21 protein-coding genes are annotated in these 19214 nt (G+C 67.7%); 9 read left to right on the top strand and 12 right to left on the bottom strand.

Going from position 1 to position 19214, the window contains the following annotated elements; genetic code table 11:
* Positions 1-95: 95 nt before the first annotated feature.
* The 3 genes from VGI62_RS16470 to VGI62_RS16480 form a co-directional block, all read right to left on the bottom strand.
* Positions 96-1226, bottom strand: a complete 1131-nt coding sequence (locus tag VGI62_RS16470; RefSeq protein WP_331505612.1) for a histidinol-phosphate transaminase — start codon at positions 1224-1226, stop codon at positions 96-98.
* A gap of 41 nt (positions 1227-1267) precedes the next feature.
* On the bottom strand, positions 1268-2086 hold the full coding sequence (locus VGI62_RS16475) for a chorismate mutase (RefSeq protein WP_331505613.1): 819 nt from the start codon (positions 2084-2086) through the stop codon (positions 1268-1270).
* 174 nt (positions 2087-2260) lie between these two features.
* Positions 2261-3376 carry a response regulator gene (locus tag VGI62_RS16480; protein WP_331505614.1) on the bottom strand — a complete coding sequence of 372 codons (1116 nt, stop codon included), beginning with the start codon at positions 3374-3376 and terminating at the stop codon, positions 2261-2263.
* A gap of 154 nt (positions 3377-3530) precedes the next feature.
* On the opposite strand from VGI62_RS16480, the gene queC reads away from it, so the two are divergent.
* From queC to VGI62_RS16495, 3 genes are read left to right on the top strand one after another with little or no spacing between them, the layout of a single operon-like run.
* On the top strand, positions 3531-4253 hold the full coding sequence (queC, locus tag VGI62_RS16485) for a 7-cyano-7-deazaguanine synthase QueC (protein ID WP_331505615.1): 723 nt from the start codon (positions 3531-3533) through the stop codon (positions 4251-4253).
* Positions 4250-4882: a 7-carboxy-7-deazaguanine synthase gene (gene queE, locus VGI62_RS16490; protein ID WP_331505616.1), complete on the top strand. Its 633-nt coding sequence runs from the start codon at positions 4250-4252 to the stop codon at positions 4880-4882. Before queC ends, queE begins: the two co-directional genes overlap by 4 nt.
* 38 nt (positions 4883-4920) lie before the next feature.
* Positions 4921-5292 carry a 6-carboxytetrahydropterin synthase gene (locus VGI62_RS16495; protein WP_331505617.1) on the top strand — a complete coding sequence of 124 codons (372 nt, stop codon included), beginning with the start codon at positions 4921-4923 and terminating at the stop codon, positions 5290-5292.
* Between the two features lie 8 nt (positions 5293-5300).
* Here the strand turns inward: VGI62_RS16495 and VGI62_RS16500 are convergent, their stop codons facing one another.
* The 6 genes from VGI62_RS16500 to VGI62_RS16525 form a co-directional block, all read right to left on the bottom strand.
* Positions 5301-5528 (bottom strand): hypothetical protein, encoded by a 228-nt coding sequence (locus tag VGI62_RS16500; protein ID WP_331505618.1) that lies wholly within the window; start codon positions 5526-5528, stop codon positions 5301-5303.
* A 63-nt stretch (positions 5529-5591) separates the two neighbouring features.
* Positions 5592-6107, bottom strand: coding sequence for a response regulator (locus VGI62_RS16505; RefSeq protein ID WP_331505619.1), 516 nt, complete (start codon positions 6105-6107; stop codon positions 5592-5594).
* 195 nt (positions 6108-6302) lie between these two features.
* Positions 6303-7394: a chorismate synthase gene (aroC, locus tag VGI62_RS16510; protein ID WP_331505620.1), complete on the bottom strand. Its 1092-nt coding sequence runs from the start codon at positions 7392-7394 to the stop codon at positions 6303-6305.
* A gap of 38 nt (positions 7395-7432) precedes the next feature.
* Positions 7433-8509 (bottom strand): alpha/beta hydrolase family protein, encoded by a 1077-nt coding sequence (locus VGI62_RS16515; protein WP_331505621.1) that lies wholly within the window; start codon positions 8507-8509, stop codon positions 7433-7435.
* Positions 8510-8597: 88 nt separating this feature from the next.
* Entirely contained in the window at positions 8598-9683 is a 1086-nt protein-coding gene (locus VGI62_RS16520) for an alpha/beta hydrolase family protein (protein WP_331505622.1), read from the bottom strand.
* Positions 9684-9765: 82 nt separating this feature from the next.
* Positions 9766-10461, bottom strand: coding sequence for a DnaJ domain-containing protein (locus tag VGI62_RS16525; RefSeq protein ID WP_331505623.1), 696 nt, complete (start codon positions 10459-10461; stop codon positions 9766-9768).
* Positions 10462-10542: 81 nt separating this feature from the next.
* Between VGI62_RS16525 and pdxH the strand changes: the two genes are divergently transcribed.
* The 4 genes from pdxH to VGI62_RS16545 all read left to right on the top strand — a co-directional run bounded on the left by pdxH (position 10543) and on the right by VGI62_RS16545 (position 15053).
* Entirely contained in the window at positions 10543-11208 is a 666-nt protein-coding gene (pdxH, locus tag VGI62_RS16530) for a pyridoxamine 5'-phosphate oxidase (RefSeq protein ID WP_331505624.1), read from the top strand.
* Complete coding sequence (locus VGI62_RS16535; RefSeq protein WP_331505625.1) at positions 11205-12710, top strand: AAA family ATPase; 1506 nt, start codon at positions 11205-11207, stop codon at positions 12708-12710. The genes pdxH and VGI62_RS16535 overlap by 4 nt, the downstream gene beginning before the upstream one ends.
* A 101-nt stretch (positions 12711-12811) precedes the next feature.
* Entirely contained in the window at positions 12812-14461 is a 1650-nt protein-coding gene (locus VGI62_RS16540) for a long-chain-fatty-acid--CoA ligase (RefSeq protein ID WP_331505626.1), read from the top strand.
* A 70-nt stretch (positions 14462-14531) separates the two neighbouring features.
* A complete protein-coding gene (locus VGI62_RS16545; protein ID WP_331505627.1) occupies positions 14532-15053 on the top strand; it encodes a GNAT family N-acetyltransferase in 522 nt (173 codons plus the stop codon).
* 40 nt (positions 15054-15093) lie between these two features.
* Here VGI62_RS16545 and VGI62_RS16550 read toward each other — a convergent pair whose 3' ends face one another.
* Positions 15094-15990, bottom strand: coding sequence for an MBL fold metallo-hydrolase (locus tag VGI62_RS16550; protein WP_331505628.1), 897 nt, complete (start codon positions 15988-15990; stop codon positions 15094-15096).
* Positions 15987-16397, bottom strand: coding sequence for a TIGR01244 family sulfur transferase (locus VGI62_RS16555; protein WP_331505629.1), 411 nt, complete (start codon positions 16395-16397; stop codon positions 15987-15989). The genes VGI62_RS16550 and VGI62_RS16555 overlap by 4 nt, the downstream gene beginning before the upstream one ends.
* 131 nt (positions 16398-16528) lie before the next feature.
* On the opposite strand from VGI62_RS16555, the gene oppB reads away from it, so the two are divergent.
* Both oppB and VGI62_RS16565 read left to right on the top strand, forming a co-directional pair.
* The gene (gene oppB / locus VGI62_RS16560) at positions 16529-17452 is read left to right on the top strand and encodes an oligopeptide ABC transporter permease OppB (RefSeq protein ID WP_331505630.1); all 924 of its coding nucleotides are present in this window, start codon (positions 16529-16531) and stop codon (positions 17450-17452) included.
* On the top strand, positions 17449-18360 hold the full coding sequence (locus VGI62_RS16565; RefSeq protein ID WP_331505631.1) for an ABC transporter permease: 912 nt from the start codon (positions 17449-17451) through the stop codon (positions 18358-18360). The genes oppB and VGI62_RS16565 overlap by 4 nt, the downstream gene beginning before the upstream one ends.
* A gap of 7 nt (positions 18361-18367) precedes the next feature.
* On the opposite strand, the gene VGI62_RS16570 is transcribed toward VGI62_RS16565, so the two are convergent.
* Positions 18368-18913, bottom strand: a complete 546-nt coding sequence (locus tag VGI62_RS16570) for a hypothetical protein (protein ID WP_331505632.1) — start codon at positions 18911-18913, stop codon at positions 18368-18370.
* Between the last annotated feature and the right edge of the window lie 301 nt (positions 18914-19214).

A 19214-nucleotide genomic window follows, 5' to 3' on the forward strand; every position in this document is an offset into this window, starting at 1 on the left:
CTCGCCCACCGCGCCCGCCGCCCGCGCCGCCAGGATCACCGACGAGCCGATCAGGCCGCAGCCGACCACCGCCATCTTTGCATAGACGGGCGTGCTCATTGCTTCATGAAGTCCGCCAGGGCCTCGACAAGCGCCCGGTTCTGATCCTCCAGCCCGATCGTCGCGCGCAGGTGGTCCTCAAGGCCGTAGAGGTGTGCGCTGCGCACGAGGACGCCGCGCGAGGCCAGGAACACCTCCGCCTCCGCCGCTGTCCGCCCCGCAGTCCTGGGGAAGCCCACCAGGACGAAATTGGTCGCCGAGCCGCCGACCACCTCGAGGCTGAGGCCGCCGAGCTGCTGTGTCAGCCAGGGACGCCAGATTTCCACAAGCTCCAGCGAGGCGCGCTGGAAGTCCTCATCGCCGAGCGCCGCCACGGCAGCCCGTTGGGCCGCGATCGAGGTATTGAACGGCAGCCGGATACGGTCCACGGCCGCGGCGATCTCGGCGGGCGCATAGCCCCAGCCGATGCGCAGCGCCGCCAGGCCGTGCAGCTTCGAGAAGGTGTGGGTGACGACGACGTTGGACGCCGTGCGCGCCAGGTCCAGACCGTCGTTGAAGGCTGGGTCGGAGGCGAACTCGCCATAGGCCCCGTCCAGCACCAGCACGACGCTGGGCGCCAGCGCCTCGTGCAGGCGGCGGATTTCGGAAAATGGGATCCAGGTGCCCGTCGGGTTGCCGGGATTGGCGAGGAAGATGATCCGGGTGCGAGCATCGACGCATTTCAGCAACTCGTCGACGTCGATGCGGTAGCCCGGCTCCGGGGCGAAACGCACCTCAGCTTGGCAGGCGTAGGCGCCGATGGCGAAAGCCGCAAAGCCGTACTGGCCCTGCACCATGTTGTCGCCCGGCTCCAGGAAAGTCTGGTTGAGCAATTGGAACACTTCATCCGAGCCGCAGCCGAAGATCAGCCGCTCGGGCTCCAGCCGGTAGCGCTCGGCGACCGCCGTGCGGATGATACTCGCGCGTGGGTCCGGATAGATGTGCAGGCTCTGCTCGGCGCTTTCGAAGGCCGCCTGCGCCATGGGGCTGGACCCGAGCGCGTTCTCGTTGGCCGAGAGCTTGATCGGCTGAGCGAAGCCTTCGGCCTTGGCCTTGCCCGGGACGTAAGGGTGGATGTCCAGGATTCCCGGCTTGGGGAGCGGTCGCGTGGCGGCGGCGCGGTCTAGCGGGGGAGCATCTTGGGACATGGCAACGCGGGTGTGGTGGAGCCTTGAGGCGGGCTCGCCTCTTACACGTCCAGCGGCGCGGGCGCAGCCCCGATCACGCCGGTGAGCTTGCCAGGCGCGCGGGCCAGGCGCGGATCGTCCGCCTGGTAGAAGCCCGAGAGCATGAAGAGCTTCAGCCCTCCGGTCTCGGCCAGCAGCGTTGCAGCAACGCCATCGCGGCTCAGCGTCTCCTCGACTGATGCAGCCGCCTGCGGGGCGTCTGTGACCCAGAAGGTGTTGTCCGCGCCGGTGGGTTCAACCTCGACCTCGGCGACAGCGAGGGCCGAGAGCGGACCCCATGCAGCCAGGCAGGGCAGGGCGGCGAACACCTTCAGCTTCGGCTGGGCCAGCAGCCGGCCCCACCAGACGCTATCGGGCGTGAGCGCGCAAACCGCGACGCCGCCCTGCGCCCGGGCTGCGGCCAGCGCGTCCTCCGGCTTGGCGACCTGGCGGAGCGGCGGGGCTGCGCCAAAGCGAAGGCGGGCGACTTCGACGGCTCGGGCCGCATCACGCCCGCCCCAGACGGCCAGATTGAAAGGGCCCTGCGTGGCCAGGCTGTCGCCGATCAGTTCCCGCCAGATCCGCACGATCAGGGCTGAAGAGGCCCCCTTGCGAGGGCCGGCCAGCAGCCGCCGCAGCAGCAGGGCTTCGCGGCCCGGACGCAGGCCGAAGCGCCCGACGTCGCCGGCCGCCGCTTTGGCGGCCGCTACGTCGTGCGCCAGGCCCGCACGTTCTCCCACCAGACGCAGTAGTTCGACATCGATAGCGTCGATCCGCTGCCGCACCTCCTCCAGCGAGGGCGTCGGTCGGGTCGCGGTGGGCTTGTCTTGGCCCTCGGCCATTTTCTCCCCCAAACTGAAGGATCGCGACCTAGGTCATTGCAGGCGATGGCGCAATAGGGCCTCGCGCCGCAATAAAGTTGCAGAGGAAACCAGTAGGGCTGCCGCTTACAATTCGGCTGACGCCGGCGACGCCCGCGACCAGGGGCTATGCAGGAGAGGCGTTAGCCCCCGTGGTCACGCCGCCGCCGCGGCCGCGGCGTCCGCCTCGCCCAGCGCCTCCTGCAGGGCCGCCAGCAGGTGTTCCGGCTTCATGGGCTTTTCAACGACGCCGTTCATCCCGGCGGAGAGGTAACCCTCGGCATCTTCCGGCTCGGCGTTGGCGGTCAGCGCGATGATCGGCACGGCTCCGGGGGCTCCTGGCAGGGCGCGGATCGCGCGGGTCGCGGAGACGCCATCCATGACCGGCATCTTGATGTCCATCAGGATCAGGTCGAAGCGTCCGCCGCGCGCGGCCTCCAGGGCCTCGGCGCCGTCGCAGGCGGACTCCGAAGTGCAGTCAAACATTTCACAAAGCGCCTGGGCGACCATGCGGTTGGTGGCGTTATCGTCGACCACCAGAACGTGGACCGAACGCTCGGCGGCCTGCGGGGCTTGGGCGGGAGTCTCCTCGGTCGTGGGCAGCGTCACCTCGAAGATGACGGTTTCCGACGCCGCGCCTGCCCCTTCGCTGCGCAGCACACCGCCCATTCCGTCGACAATCTGACGCGCGAGCACGACGCCGATCGCCACCTCCAGGCCGAAGCGGCCCTCAACCTCGCGGACGCGGCTCTCCAGATCCTGGGATTCCCAGGCCGGATCGCGGGCGCCGCGCACGCGGCCCTCCAGGCGGACGCCCTCGGGCGTGACGACCGTGCGCAAGCTCGCCTCGACAGCGCCGCGGCGCATGCTGGCCACCGCCTCGCCGATGAAGCCGTCGAACACCTGCAGAATCCGCGGACCGTCTCCTATGGCGCAGGCCTCCGGATCGCCGTCGTATGCGACCAGCAGAGTGACCCCGCTCATCGCCGCCGCCGGTTGCCAGCGGCCATGGACTTCATCCACCAACTCGCGAAGCCGCAGGGGCGCAGGCTCCAGGCTCAGGCCAAGATGCGTGACGGTTCGCAGGTCACGGGCCGCCTCGAGCAGGTGGCGCACCCCTGCGGCGGCTTCTGCGACACCGCTGACGCAGGCCTCCGCGTCGGGGGCCAGTCGCTGGCGAGACAGCTGGTCCGTAAGGGCAAGCACGCCCTCCATCTGCTGGCAGATGTCAACGGTGACGCGGTCGAAGAAGAATGTGGACAGGGGGGACATGAACAGCCGCAGGTTTTGTGACGCGTCGCAGCTCCACCATGGCGCCAAAGCGCTTCGGAGAGGTTAAGTGACACCACCGCCGCCGCCCTCGCCATAGCGGACTACCATCAGGGTCGGCCTTTCGATTTGGCTTCCGATCGCGCATATGGAGCCGATGATCGACCAGGCCGGCGCCCTTGTGCTGTTCTCGGGCGGGCAGGACTCGAGCGTCTGCCTGGCCTGGGCGCTCGGGCGATATGCGCGCGTGGAGACCGTGGGCTTCGACTACGGTCAGCGCCATTCGATCGAGCTTGAGGCCCGGGCCGCGGTCCGAACCCGTATCGCCGAACGGTTTCCCGCCTGGGCGCCCAGGCTCGGCGAGGACCATGTGCTGGAGATGCGCGGTTTCGGCGCTGTCGCACACTCGGCGCTCACCGCCGATCGGGCCATCGAGATGACCAGCAAGGGGCTGCCGTCGACCTTCGTCCCGGGCCGTAATCTGGCTTTCTTCGTCTATGCCGCGGCGCTGGCCGACAGGCGCGGCCTGGGCGCCCTGGTCGGAGGGATGTGCGAGACGGACTTCTCCGGCTACCCCGATTGCCGGCAAGACACCCTCGAGGCGATGCAGGTGGCGCTCAACCTCGGCATGGCCCAGGATTTCGTGATCGAGACGCCACTGATGCGGTTGACCAAGGCCGAAACCTGGGCGCTCGCCAAGCAGCTCGGCGGCGAGGCGCTTGTGGAGCTGATCGTTGACGAGAGCCACACCTGCTACCTCGGCGAGCGCGGAACCCTGCATCCCTGGGGCTATGGTTGCGGGACGTGTCCGGCCTGCGACCTTCGTATTCGCGGTTGGGAGGCCTGGACGGCGCAGGGCCGGCCGGCGCTCCGCCCATGAGCTACGCCGTCAAAGAGATCTTCCTGACGCTGCAGGGCGAGGGCGGCCAGGCTGGACGCCCGGCGGTCTTTTGCCGCTTCTCCGGCTGCAATCTCTGGTCCGGGCGCGAAGCCGATCGGACCCAGGCGGTCTGCAAGTTCTGCGACACCGACTTCGTCGGCATGGATGGCCCGGGCGGCGGGCGGTTCGCTTCGGCTGAAACGCTTGCAGAGGCCGTGGAGGCCGCATGGCAGGGGGGAGAGGACAACCGCCTTGTCGTGCTGACCGGTGGCGAGCCGCTCCTGCAACTTGATGCGCCATTGGTCTCGGCCCTGCATGCGCGCGGCTTTTCACTGGCGCTGGAGACTAACGGTACGATCCCGGCGCCGGATGGCGTCGACTGGATCTGCGTCAGCCCCAAGGCCGACGCCGCGCTCGCCCAGACCCGGGGCCAGGAGCTCAAGCTCGTCTACCCCCAGGACGGGGTCGATCCGGCCCGTTTCGAGGGGCTCGCGTTCGAGCGGTTCGCACTCCAGCCGATGGACGGCCCCAGGCTCGCAGAGAACACCCGCGCGGCCATCGCCTATTGCCTTGCCCATCCCCGGTGGCGTTTAAGCGTCCAGACCCACAAGTACCTCGGCATCGCCTGAGGACCTCACCGACGCGGGCGACGCCTGCCAGAGACCAGATGAGTTCCACCACTTTCGAGATCACCAAGGCCGCGACGTTCGACGCGGCGCATCACCTGCCGGCCGGTCCAGCAGGTCCTTACACGCGCCTGCACGGCCACTCGTTCCGCGTCGAAGCGACGGTGCGCGGCGAGGCGCTGGGCGCCGTCGGCTGGGTCGCCGATCTGGGGGACCTGGACCGGGCTCTGCGCCTGGTCGCCGGTGAACTCGACCACGGGCTGCTCAACGAGAAGCCCGGGCTGGAGAGCCCAACGCTTGAGCATATCTGTCTGTGGTTCGCCGAGCGCCTGAAGCCCGACTTCCCGGGCCTGTCGCGAATAGTCGTTTCGCGCCCGACGGTCGGGGAAAGCTGCGCGCTCAACCTGAGCTGAGCACGAACCTAGGCTCCGGCCTTGTCGTCTTTCTTGGACTTGCCATCGGGGATAACCGCCCCGACGGCGGCGCCGGCGCCGCGCACAGTCGCGCTCGCGGCCTTTGCCGTGACACCGACGGCCGTTCCTGCCACCCCGACGGCTGCGCCGGCGACACCCATCGCAAGGCAGCCGGACAACAGCGCGCACGTCGCTGCGAGCACGGCGGCGCGCAGGGCTGCGGCTGAAAGCGTCATGGCGAGAACTCCCCGAAGGCGACCGGGACACTGTGCGGGGAAAGCTGCTGAAAGAAGGCGCCGCTAAGCTTTTGCGCCTGCGGCACTTCGTTGCGCCCCGTCGCCGTGGCGGCGCCAGGGGCCCTTGAAGTCGACGTCGGCGCGCCGTCGTCGGTCAGGGCCGAAATAGTCGTCCGTCCGCACAAAAGCCCGCGGATGGTCGATGACCTGGTTCAGCCGCTCGACGACGACGCGGGCGGTAAGCGGTTTGGCCAGGAACTCGTTCACACCGGCGTTGCGCGCGTCATGCACCCGTTGGCGGGTCGAATGCCCAGTGACCATGATCACCGGGCACATATGGCCTGGACTGTCGGGCGAGTTGCGAAGCAGGCGCACGAAGTCGATGCCGTCGAGCGGTTGCATCGACAGGTCGGTGATGACGATGTCGATCGGGTGGTCGCGCATCATCTGCAGGCCCTGTGCGCCATCGCCGGCTTCGCGGATTTCGCGCACGCCGAGCGCCCGCAGAATCTCCGCAAGCAACAACCGCATGTGATGGTTGTCATCGACGAGCAGGACTTTCAGCAGGTTGTAGCGCAAGGGCGATCCAGCATCCGACGGCGCCTGTCGCCGGGCGCTGATTCGGTACGGCGCAGCTTCAGGTAAAGCTGATTAAGTTCGATAAATCCTGTGGGTCAACGGAAATTCCTTCGCCAGGTCATGAGCTTAGGTCCCAGAGGTTGATCGGTGAGTCGGATGCAACCATGCGTATACTGACCGCCCGTCAGCCCGTCGTCAGTCGCGCCCGGTCTGGCCTCGGTGGCGCAGGAACGCGTCAGCCAGCACGCAAGCCACCATGGCCTCCACCACCGGCACGGCGCGAATACCGACGCAGGGATCGTGACGGCCCTTGGTGCGCAACTCGATCTCCTCGCCGGCCTCATTGATGCTGCGGCGCAGCGTGAGGATTGAGGAGGTGGGCTTGAACGCAACACGTGCTGTCACCGGTTGGCCGGTGGAGATGCCGCCCAGGATGCCGCCCGCGCTGTTCGACAAAAACACCGGTCCGTCGTTGCCCGCGCGCATCTCATCGGCGTTCTCCTCGCCGGAAAGCGCCGCCGCCGCGAAGCCTGCCCCGATCTCGACGCCCTTGGCGGCGTTGATCGACATCAGAGCGCCGGCCAGTTCTGCATCGAGCTTGCCGTAGACTGGAGCGCCCCAGCCGGGCGGCGCGCCAAGCGCCTCCACGGCGACGATGGCGCCGGTCGAAGAGCCGGCCTTGCGGATGGTTTCCAGGTGCTCTTCCCAAACCGGGACCATCTCTGGATCGGGACACCAGAAGGGGTTTGCCTCGGTCTGGCTCCAATCCATGCGCTCGGGCGAAACGGCGTGCGGCCCGATCTGCACGACTGCGCCTCGGATCTGGACCCCGGGCAGGATCTTGCGGGCGACAGCGCCTGCGGCGACGCGGGCGGCCGTCTCGCGCGCCGACTGGCGGCCGCCGCCGCGATAGTCGCGCACCCCATATTTGGCGAAATAGCTATAGTCGGCGTGGCCGGGCCTGAAGGCGGTGGCGATCTCCGAATAGTCACGGCTTCGCTGGTCGACGTTGTCGATGACCATCGAGATCGGCGTGCCGGTGGTGACCTGGTCGGGATGCCGCTCGTCAGCGAAGACGCCTGACAGGATGCGTACCGCGTCGGGCTCCTGGCGCTGGGTCACGAATTTTCCCAGGCCTGGCCGCCGTTTTTCCAGCCAAACCTGAACATCAGCCTCGCTGAGCGGGATGCCGGGCGGGCAACCGTCGATAACGCATCCCAAGGCCGGGCCGTGACTTTCGCCCCAGGTGGTGACGCGGAACAGATGGCCGAACGTATTGTGCGACATGGCCGGGCTTGTAGCGGCTTCGCTGCGCGGACGCCAACCTAGGGCGCGCCGAGCGTCCGCTTGAAGAACCCGAGCGCCATGTCGATGGCCGCCTGGTGTGTCGCATCCTGCGGAACCTTGGCTGTGCAAACCGGGACGGCAGCCGTGCCGGCCGCGGTGCAGGTGCTCAGGAAATCATAGTGCCCGACGCCTGGGAGGACCTTCAGTTCGGCATGTGGGATGGCCTTGGCGGCCACCAGGCCATTGGTGTCGGGGGGAGCGACGGGGTCGGCGTCGCCCAGGATGATCGCCACGGGGGTCTTCATACGCGCCAGGCCTTCCGGAGGCAGCGCCTGGACAATGGCCGGCGCGATGGCGAAGACTGCCCGGACGCCCGGGATCGTATGGTCGTCGCCCGCATGGGCCCCCTCGGGCGCCAGCTCAGGCGAGGCTGCGGCGCGCTGTTCATCGTCCAGGTTGATCGCGAACTCCTTCTGCGGGGCGCAAACGCCGTCGGCGGGATGTGCGCGGCAGAAGGCCAGGAAGCGGGTCATGTCGACCTTGGCGCCGGCGCTGACCAGCGAGGTGAAGCCGCCGGCTGAGAAGCCCGCGACGCCAAGGCGGTGAATGTCGAGGTGTGGGGCGATCGTGGGGTCGGCCTTCACCGCCTCCAGCGCCGCCCGCAGATCCTGCGCCCGGTCCCACGACAGGATCGCGCCTGCCACCGTCATCTTATCCAGGCCGTTGTTGCCCGGATGATCGACGGCGACGACCACGTAACCTTCGCGCGCCAGGGCTGCGCCGAACCAGGCCATCATCCGCGCGGTTCCGCCGAAGCCGTGGGAAAACAGGATCACCGGTCTGGGCTTGGCATCGGAGAATGGGGCGTCCTGGGCCACGGCGCCCACGATGAAGAACGGCTTGCCGGGCGGGCCGATATCGATGCGCTGTTCGACCGCCTCCTTGGCTGCCGGATACCAGACGGTCACCCGCACCGTGGCCTTGTGGTCGGCGTCGCGCAGGACGGCAGTGGCGTCGGTCGCCTGCAGGTGGCGCTCACCGACCGGGCCTGCATGCGCCGCAACGGCCGCGCTCAGTGAGGCGACCACTCCAAGGAGGCCGAGGATGAGCCGCATCGACGTCTCCGCTCGCTGATGTCGGGCGGATCGTAGGCCGGCTTGGCCGTCGGCGCCGCGTAAATCGCGATCATGCCGTCGCGCGGCCCTAGGGCGGCCCCATCGCCTTGCCGAACAAGATCAGAGCTTGCTCGAGCGCGGCGACATGTGTCGATCCCTGCGGGACCTCGGCGGCGCAGATCGACCCCTCGCTGGCGCGCGCCGCAGCCGAGCAGGTGGCAAGGAAGTCGTAGTGGCCGACGCCGTGCAGGGCCTTGAGCTGGACGCGCGGGATAAGCCGAGCGGCGGCCCCGCCGTTGACGTGCGGCGCCGCCACTGCGTCTGCGTCGCCCAGGACGATGGCGACGGGGGTGGCGATCGCGGCCAGGCTCGCCGGGTCAAAGGCCTGGACGAAGGCTGGCGCCATGACGAAGACGGCGCGCACGCCGCGGATCGAGTGATCGTCGCCGGCGCGGGCCGCCTCACCGGCGAGGTCGGGCGTGGCCAGCGCCGCCGTCGCCTGCTCGAGGGTCACCGGGAATTCCGGCTGCGGCCGGCAGACGCCGTCGTCGGGGTGGGCGTCACAGAAGTCGCGGAAATGCGCAAGGTCAGTCCGCGCGCCTGCGGCCTCCAGCGCGGTGAAGCCGCCGCTCGCGAAGCCCGCGATGGCCAGGCGCCTCACGTCCAGGTGCGGGGCGATCGCCGGATCGGTCCTCACCCGTTCCAGGGCCGCGACCAGGTCCCCGGGGCGATCCCAGAAGAGGGCGGCGCCGGGGATTGTCATCTTGTCCCGGCTGTTGTTGCCCGGATGGTCGACCGCGATCACGACGTAGCCTTGCTGGGCCAGGATGGTGGTGAACCAGGCCATCATCCGGGCCGAGCCGCCGTAGCCGTGCGAGAACAGGATCACCGGCCGAGGGCGGGCGTCGGCGAAGGCGGCGTCGGGCGCGGCCGATCCCACGTAGAACAGCGGCTGGCCGGGCGGGCCGATGTCGAGCGACTGCTCCTCGGAGCCTTCGGCGGCGGGATACCAGACGGTCACCCGCACAGTGGCCTTGTGGTCGGCGTCGCGCAGCGCGGCGGTAGGATTGATCGCCTCCAGATGACGTTCGCCCACCGGGAAGGCCTGGGCAGGGGCCGCGAGCGCAAGGCTGAGCGCTCCCAGCGCAAGGGCTGCGAGCTTGGAAAGGCGCATCGACGGCTCCCGGAGAATCGTGGCGCGAACCTACGCGAGCCGCGGGCCTCGCGCCGCCCAAATCAATTCCGGCTTTACCGGTTTACGCCGCCCAGGCCGCGGCAAAGCGGCGCAGCAGCGTCCGGGCGGCCGAGTCGGCTTGCCCGACCTTCGGGGCGAGCCGCAGGAAGAGATGGCCCTGGCTGTGAGCGCCGCGCGGAGGAAGGCCCTGGCCAACCAGGCGCACCAGCTTTCGCTCCCCGGCCTTCTTGGTCAGCCACACGACGCGCCGGCCCAGCGGGGTTTCCAGCGCCACGCGCCCCCCCTCCTCGAGCACCCGTGGCGCGATGGCGACGCTGATCCAGAGGTCGTCTCCACGGACCAGGATCTCCGGGGTCCCGCGTACGACAACGTTCAGCTCGGCGCCGCCGGCGCGGACCGTGTCGCCGCTGCGAAGCCCGGCCGGAAGTCGCAGACGCTGGCGCCGACCGTCGGCCGACATCCGCTCCAAAGCGCCGCCGCGAAGCGCCAGCAACGGACTGATCTCGAGAACGCCCGGCTCCGGCGCGCGCGCCGCCGGCGGCTGGATGATGCGGTCGGATTTGGCCTGCACCCCCTGGAGGCGGTGATAGGCGGCGACGACCAGGCGGAAGCGCTCCGCCCCGCCTCCCGGGCGGTCCGGGTGGGCCTGCTTGGCCGCCTCGCGAAAGGCGCGGCGCAGTTCGCCCGCGCCGGCGAGCGGGCCCACGCCCAACACCTCGCGGGCAACCTTCAGGGAAATCGGGGGTCCGGACGACATCGCCGCCTAGGATCGCTGCGACATCGTCAAGGCTCGGTTAAACCTCGCGAAGGTCTTCGGCCTTCGGCTATATCGGTGGCGATGACCGACAAGACGCTCATTCCGCCATCGCCGTCCGAGGACGACTATGTGCGCCAGGTGGCGGCGGCCGAACCGCTGCCGATGCTCAGCGAGACGGATCCCTTCGCGCTCTTCGACGCGTGGCTGAAGGAAGCCCTGACCAAAGAACCCAACGACGCCAACGCCATGTCGCTGGCCACCGTCGACGCAGACGGCCTGCCGGACGTGCGCATGGTGTTGCTGAAGGACGCCGATGCGCGAGGCTTCGTCTTCTATTCGAATCTCGAGAGCGCCAAGGGCCGTGAGTTGGCGGCCAACCCCAGGGCCGCACTGCTGTTCCACTGGAAATCGTTGCGTCGGCAGGTGCGGGTTCGCGGGGCCGTGACGCCGGTCTCGGACGCGGAAGCCGACGCCTACTGGGAGACCCGTGCGCGCCCGGCCCAACTCGGCGCCTGGGCCTCGGCGCAGTCACGCCGACTGCCTGACCGGCTGGCGCTGGAAAAGAAGATCGCCGAGTTCGGGATGAAGTTCGGGCTGGGCAAGGTCCCGCGCCCGCCTCACTGGTCGGGTTTTCGCCTCGCACCACAGGCCATCGAATTCTGGCGCGACCGGCCGTTCCGCCTGCACGAGCGCCTGGTCTTCATGCGCGCCGGCGAGGGCTGGACGACGCACAGGCTGTTTCCTTGAGCGGTCCCTCCGTGACGGGTCCGGAGGAAGCCGAACTCGTCGCCTGGCTGAAGGCGCGCTCCGAGCGCACGATCGAGACCGCCTGCGCGCGGATCTTCCTGGCTGGTGATATCGCCTGGAAGCTGAAACGCCATGTCGACCTGGGGTACGCCGACTTTTCCACGGCCGAACGGCGGCGATGGGCGCTGGATCGCGAACTGGAGTTCAACCGGCCGCAGGCGCCCGACATCTACCGGAGGGTGCGGACCATCACCCGCGGGGCGAGCGGGGAGCTGTGCTGGGACGGCGCGGGCGAGGCGGTTGACTATGCGCTGGAGATGCGCCGCTTCGACGAGGCTGCCGTGCTGGCGGTCAACCCGGGCGCCATCGACGGCGAGATGGCCGAGGCGCTCGGCCGCATGATCGCCGGCTTCCATGCACGCGCGCCCTTGCGGCCCAAGGGCGGCTGGAGCGCGCTCGCGTTCACGGTCGGATCCAATGCCGAGCTTCTGTCCGACCTCAGCGACCAGCTGGAGCGCCACCGCGTCGAGCGGCTGATCGCGGCGACCGCAATTGAGCTCGCACGCCAGCGACCGCTCCTGGAGGCGCGGCGAGACGCAGGTTTCTCGCGGCGCTGCCACGGCGATCTGCATCTGGCCAACATCCTGGTGGAGGACGGTCGACCGGTCTTGTTCGACTGCATCGAATTCAACGACGTACTGTCCGACCTCGATGTCCAGTACGACCTGGCGTTCCTGCTGATGGACCTGGACTTTCGCGATCGCAGCGATGCGGCGGTGCGCGTGCTTTCGGCCTACCTCGACGAGGCGGCGCGGTGCTTCCCGGTTGAGCTTTGGGAAGGCCTTGCCGCACTGCCGCTGATGCTATCGGTTCGCGCAGGCGTCAGGGCGCACGTGGCGGCCCACGCCGGGGACCTGGCGCTGTCGCGGGCCTACGTGGAAACGGCGATCACCCATCTGTCGCCTGCGCCACCCGTCCTGGCGGCGGTGGGCGGGTTCTCAGGCACCGGAAAATCCAGCTTTTCGCGGGCCGTGGCGCCCGGCCTGGGGGCATCGCCCGGCGCTGTAGTTCTGCGCACCGACGAGGTCCGCAAGCGGCTGGCCGGCGCCGGTCACGTCGATCGGCTTTCGCGCGAGATCTACACGCCGCAGTTCTACGCCAAAGTCTACGAAACCATCTTTGCGACCGCCCGCGCCCTGTTGCTGGCCGGACGGGCCGTGGTGCTCGACGCGACCTTCACGGAACCGGCGCTGCGGGACGGCGCCGAGGCCTTGGCCGCCGAGTGCGGGGTTCCCTTCCGGGGCGCCTGGCTGGAGGCGCCGCTCGAGACGCTCGAAGCTCGCGTGGCGGCGCGCGTGGGGGACGCATCGGACGCCACGCTCGACGTCCTGCATGACCAGATCGCCCGCCACGGCGGCAAGCCCGTGGCCTGGCCGAAAGTCGATGCCACCACGCCGACCGATGTGGCCGCAAAGGCGTGGCTGATGGACGCAACAGCCTGAGCTGAAATAACCCTCCCCATGGGCGATCGCGTTGCTTATAGGCCAGGGTAGAATTAGCCTGTCGGAAAGACTGACAAGGGTTCTTTGGGGAGAACTGGCCGATGCTTGGCCTGATGCAGAATTGGCCGCTAACGGTCGACAAAATCCTCGATCACGCCGCCATCTGGCACAGCGAACGCGAGGTCGTCAGCCGCTCTATCGAAGGCCCGGTCGTGCGCACGACCTACGCGGAGGTCCAAATCCGGGCCAAGCGCTTGTCGAATGCTCTGAAAGGCCTGGGGATTCAGCCGGGCGACAGGGTCGCTACCCTGGCCTGGAACACCGCCCGCCACGTCGAGGCCTGGTACGCCGTCATGGGTATGGGCGCGGTCTGTCATACCTTGAACCCCCGGCTCTTTCCGGAGCAGCTCTGCTACATCATCAATCACGCCGAAGATAAGGTCATCTTCACCGACCTGACGTTCCTGCCGACGCTCATGGAACATCGCGACAAGATGCCGAGCGTGAAGCATTTCGTCGTCATGACCGACGAGGCGCACATGAAGGGTGTGTCCCTGCCGGGGGCGCTGTGCTTCGAGACCCTGGTGGCCGAGAATTCCGCGGACTACGTCTGGGGCGCCTTCGACGAGAACACGGCGGCGGCGCTCTGCTATACCTCGGGCACAACCGGCAATCCCAAGGGCGTACTCTATTCGCACCGCTCGAACTTCATCCATACGCTCGTGACCATGGGCAAGGACGTGATGGGGATTTCGGCGGTCGACACGGTGCTGCCTGTGGTGCCGATGTTCCACGCCAACGCCTGGGGCCTGGCCTTCTCCTGCGCAGCGGTCGGTGCGAAACTGGTGATGCCCGGCCAGAAGCTCGACGGTGCTTCCGTGCACGAACTGCTGGAGAGCGAGGCGGTGACCTTCTCGGCCGCGGTGCCGACGGTCTGGCAGATGCTGCTCACCCACCTTCGCGAGACTAACGGCAAGCTCACGACTCTCAAGCGTGTGGTGATCGGCGGCTCAGCCGTGCCGGAAGCCATCATTCGCGGCTTTCGCGACGAGTTCGGCGTCGACGTTACCCATGCCTGGGGCATGACCGAGATGTCGCCGCTCGGCACCTTGTCCGCCCCGACCGCCGAGATTGCGGCGATGGGCGCGGAGGAGCAGCTTCGCTTCAAGCTCAAGCAAGGCCGCGTGCCGCTCGGCGTGGAGATGAAGCTTGAGGACGATGCGGGCGAACGTCTGCCGCACGATGGGACCACGTTCGGACGCCTGCTGGTCAAGGGGCCCTTCGTCGTCGGCGGCTATTTCAAAGGCGACGGCGGTGAGATCCTGGACGACGAAGGCTTCTTCGACACCGGCGACGTGGCCACCATCGACAGCCATGGATTTATGCAGATCACCGACCGCGCCAAGGACGTGATCAAGTCCGGCGGCGAATGGATCTCCACCATCGAGATTGAAAACCTGGCCGTCGGTCACCCCAAGGCCGCGCTCTGCGCCGTCATCGGCGCCGCCCACCCCAAATGGGACGAACGCCCGGTGCTGCTGGTCAAGCTGAACCCCGGCGAAACCTCCACGAAGGACGAGTTCCTGGGCTTCCTGGAAGGCAAGATCGCCAGGTGGTGGACCCCTGACGACGTGGTCTTCGTCGACGACATCCCGTTGGGCGCGACCGGTAAGATCGACAAGAAGCTGATCCGTGAACGGATGAAGGGCTACGTCCTGCCGACCGCGGCTCCGGCCAAGGCCACGGCTTGAAGTCTTTCTACCCATTCATCTGGGCCTTCACCGGCCGGCTCTTTACTGGGGTGAGCGGAGCTATTTCTCGATGATCCCGCTCGAACCCGCGGGAGAGGCGGACCACCTGGATATCGTGGCCCTGACCAATCGGGCCTACCGGCATACCGGTCCCGGCGCCGGCTGGGCGGTCGAGACCTTCGTAGAGGGCGAACGCCTCACGGCCGAGCTTTTGCGCAAGGACCTCGTCGAGAAGCCCAAAGCCCAGCTGCTCGCTTGGCGGAGCGCTGAGGGAGAACTCCAAGGCCACGTCTGGCTGGAGCCGGCGCAGGACGAGCTCTGGTACCTTGGCCTGCTTACAGTGCGTCCCGATCGGCAGGACCGAAAGCTTGGGCGCACGCTGCTAGCGGCCGCCGAGGACTTCGCCCGCCAGCGCGGCGCGCGGCGCATGCAGATGGTGGTGGTCAACGTCCGCGACACGCTCATCGCCTGGTACGAGCGACGGGGTTATGTCCTGACCGGCGAGACACGGCCGTTCCCCTATGGCGACGACCGCTTCGGTCGGCCTTTGCGCGATGACTTGTGCTTCGTGGTCCTGGAACGCGCGCTCTAAGGGCGCGGGAAGCGCCGCTTCGTCATCCGATCGGGGTTTCCTAGACCAGCCGGTACTCGCTATCCGGCCCAGGTGCGCCATCGGTGACGATCCGGCCCTGGTGGGTGAGATGGATGATCCCGGCCAGCATCGAACGCGCGGCGGCCGGCCACAGGCGCTGGTCGACGTCGGCGTAGAGCCGCGGCACCAGGTCCTTGATGCGGCCCGGTCCCGCCTTCAAGGCGCCGAGGATCTGGTCGATCCGCTCCTGGCGATGCTCGGCGTAGGCGTCGATGAAGGGGGTCACGTCGCGGATCGGCGGGCCGTGGGTGGGCCACAGCGTCGTGAAATTGCGGGCGCGAATCCGGGCCAGGCTTTCCAGGTAGTCGCTCATGTCCCCATCGGGCGGGGTGATCACCGTGGTCGACCAGCCCATGATGTGATCGCCGGTGAGGCAGGCATTCTCCTCCTTCAGCGCATAGCAGATGTGGTTTGAGGTGTGGCCGGGCGTGGCGATCGCCTCCATCGTCCATCCAGGCCCGGAGACCTCGCCCCCGCCGCAAAGGCTGACGTCCGGGCGGAAGTCATCGTCGTGGCCGGCTTCCATCCGCGGGGCGTCGGGATCCTCGACATGGGGGTGGGCGACCGCGCAGCCATAGATGGGCGCGCCGGTCGCAGCCTTCAGCGGGCCGGCCAGCGGCGAGTGGTCGGAATGGTGATGGGTGATGAGGATGTGAGTGACGCGCTCGCCGGCCACGGCGGCCAGGATGGCCTCGAGGTGTTCCGGCAGGTCGGGGCCGGGGTCGATCACGGCGACCTCGCCTCGGCCCACGATGTAGGTCCCCGTTCCTGTGAAAGTGAACGGCCCGGGGTTGTTGGCCACCACCCGGCGGATCAGCGGTGAGACCTGGTCGCAGGCGCCGTACTCGAATTGGATGTCCCGGACATAGGGGATCATCCGCCGAGCACTCCTGACAGGTCGTAACCGGTCTGGCGCCCAAGGCTTACGAGGTCGCTGCGGCTCATGGCGCCGGACTTGGCCTGGCCGAGCGACCATGCGGTGATCGAGCGGTTGCCGGAGCGGCAGTAGGCCAGCACCGGTCCCTTCGCCGCCTCGAGCGCCTCGCGCACCGCGTCCACCTCCGCCGCTCCCGGCATTCCACGCACCGGCACGTGGACATAGGCCAGGCCCGCAGCCTTGGCCGCAGCTTCGATCTGGGCGCTTTGCGGTGCGGCCGGGTCCTCGCCGTCGGGCCGGTTGTTGATGATCGTGGTGAACCCCAGGCGGGCGGCCTCAGCCACGTCGGCTACGCCGATCTGCGGGGAGACGGAAAAGTCATCGGTAACGCGTCGGAAGTCAGTCATGGTTCACTTTCGCCCAGGGCGCGCTTCAGGCAAAGGGGAAGGCGGCCCTTCGTTGACATCATCGGGGGCCGATGGAACTTTCGCAATGCGCGGCCCCGTAAAGGCCCCGAGCCAGAGGCCCCCGCCGCTCCATGTTCCGCTTTATCGGCCGGCGTCTCCTGGTCGCAATCCCGACGCTCCTTCTGGTGGTCACGCTCGCCTTCTTCATGATGCGCGCGGCGCCCGGCAGCCCGTTTGATACCGACCGCAGGCTCTCGCCCGAGATCGAGAAGAACGTGCTGGCCAAGTACGGTATGAACAAGCCGATCTCGGCCCAATACGTCGATTATCTGGTGAACGTGGCGCACGGCGACCTCGGGCCGTCCCTGAAATACAAGGACAAGTCCGTCATCGAGATCCTCAGGGAGAACTACATGGTCTCCCTGAAGCTGGGCGGCGCGGCGATTCTGCTGGCGGCGCTCGTCGGCGTCAGCCTGGGTGTGCTGGCCGCGATGCGCCAGAACCGCAGTCTCGACTTTGGTGTCATGGCCGTGGCGATCCTCGGCGTCTGCATCCCGACTTTCGTTACGGCCCCGCTGCTTGTCCTGGTCTTCGCTTCGAAGCTTGGCTGGCTTCCGGGGGCGGGCTGGGACGGCGGCGCATTGGTCAATATGGTGCTGCCGGTCACGGTGTTGGCCCTGCCGCAGATCGCCATCATTTCGCGGCTCACCCGGGCCGGCATGGTCGAAGTGCTGCATTCCAACTACGTGCGGACCGCCCGCGCCAAGGGCCTGCCGGAACATCGGATCGTCACCCGACACGCGCTGCGCGCAGCCATCTTGCCGCTGGTGAGCTACCTGGGACCGGCGTGCGCCGGCTTGATCACCGGCTCGCTTGTGGTGGAGAAGATCTTCAACCTCCCGGGCCTCGGGAAGTTCTTCGTGCTGAGCGCCCTGCAGCGGGACTACACCGTCGTCATGGGCATGGTGATCTTCTACGCCGCCCTCATCCTGGTGCTGAACCTGCTCGCCGATCTGCTCTACGCCGTCCTGGACCCGAGGGTGCGGCTCGCATGAGCACCTCTTTGCTGGTTCCAGGCTCGCGCAGGGGCGCGCAAAGCATGGAGCGCGCGGCGCTCAAGGGCCGTAGCCTTTGGGACGATGCGCGCCGAAGGCTGATGGGCAACCGCGGCGCGGTGGCCGGCATGGTCGTGCTTGGTCTGCTCGTGGTTGCGGCCATCGCGGGCCCTCAGCTGACGCCCTACGCCTACGACCAGGTCAACAAGACCGACGTCTGGTTCGCACCGCTGCAAAATGGCCACCTGATCGGCACGGACGCGCTCGGACGTGATCTTTTGGCGCGCCTCTTGATGGGGCTTCGGGTCTCGCTCGCCATCGGTCTCGTGGCGACGTTCGTCTCGCTGATCATCGGCGTGGCCTGGGGTGCGGTCGCCGGGTTCATCGGCGGTCGGCTCGACGAGATCATGATGCGCTTCGTGGACGTGCTCTACTCCCTGCCTTTCATCTTTTTCGTGATCCTCCTGATGGTCACCTTCGGCTCCAACTTCATCCTGATCTTCGTGGCGATCGGGGCTGTCGAATGGCTGACCATGAGCCGGATCGTGCGCGGCCAGACGCTTACTCTGAAGCACAAGGAATTCGTCGAGGCTGCGCGCGCCGCCGGCCTGCGCCGAGGTGGCATCATTGTCCGCCACATCGTGCCCAACCTGCTCGGCCCGGTGGTCGTTTACGTCACCCTCACCATTCCGGCGGTGATCCTGGCCGAGAGCTTCCTGAGCTTCCTCGGCCTGGGCGTTCAGCCGCCGATGGCCTCTTTGGGCACCCTGATCGCAAATGGGGCGCAGGACATGGAGCTCGCGCCCTGGCTGCTGATCTTTCCCTCGCTGGTCATGATCGTGACCTTGATGAGCTTCAATTTTATCGGCGACGGGCTGCGAGACGCCATTGATCCAAAGGATCGCTGAAGGCCCGCTATTCCTCGCGGTGCGCGCGGAATGACACGTGATGGGGCAGCGAGAGAATGTAGCTGCCGAGCGAAGCCTTGCGGATTTTCACCGGATCGCCGGCCTGGGGCGGGGTCGTGACCTCATTGGTGTCCACCTGGGCCCACGTGGCGCCGTCCTCGAGCCGGATCACCCACTTGCCGGCGCCGTTCATGCGCGCGGCCGCCACCTTGCCCTCCATGGTGGAGATTTCCTCCGGCTTCTCGCCGCGCTCAAACAGCGTGATCGAGGGCAGGGTGAAGCCGAAAGCCTGTCGGCGAACCTTGCGTGCCTGTTCGCGATCCACCACCACGATGTCGCCCTTGGCCTCAGCCTGATCCATGGTCGCAGCGGCCCGGTCGTAACAGGCCAGGCGGGTCGGGCCGTCACTGATCTTGCGGCAGTCGAGAAGCTGCTGCAGCACCTGGGCTCGATCCGCGCTTGCCGGCGGCGGCGCAGCTAGCGTCGACGCCGATATCCCGGCGATCAAGACGCCCGCGGCGGCCAAGCGCGCCCGAGCTCCAAAGGCTCCCATCGGATCGATTCTCCAGAATGTTACGATAGCGCATTGAAGACTGCCGGCGTGACGGGTGCAATCGCCCGGTCGCACCCCCGGGTGAACTCGATTACGTCCTCGCAATCGTGGGACAAGAGCGTCGCCCAATCGGCTTATCCAGGGTTGAAACTTGCCGCATCTCTTCTGGCCCGCCGGATATGTGACCAGAATGCGACATGTCGCGGTCTGCAACATTGCAAAAGGCTAATGTGCGTTGACCCTCAGACGGATACGCCAGTAACTCCGAAATAACCGGGATCGGTCAGCGACCTCGGGAATG

This window comes from Phenylobacterium sp. (assembly GCF_036495085.1).
GTDB lineage: Bacteria > Pseudomonadota > Alphaproteobacteria > Caulobacterales > Caulobacteraceae > Phenylobacterium.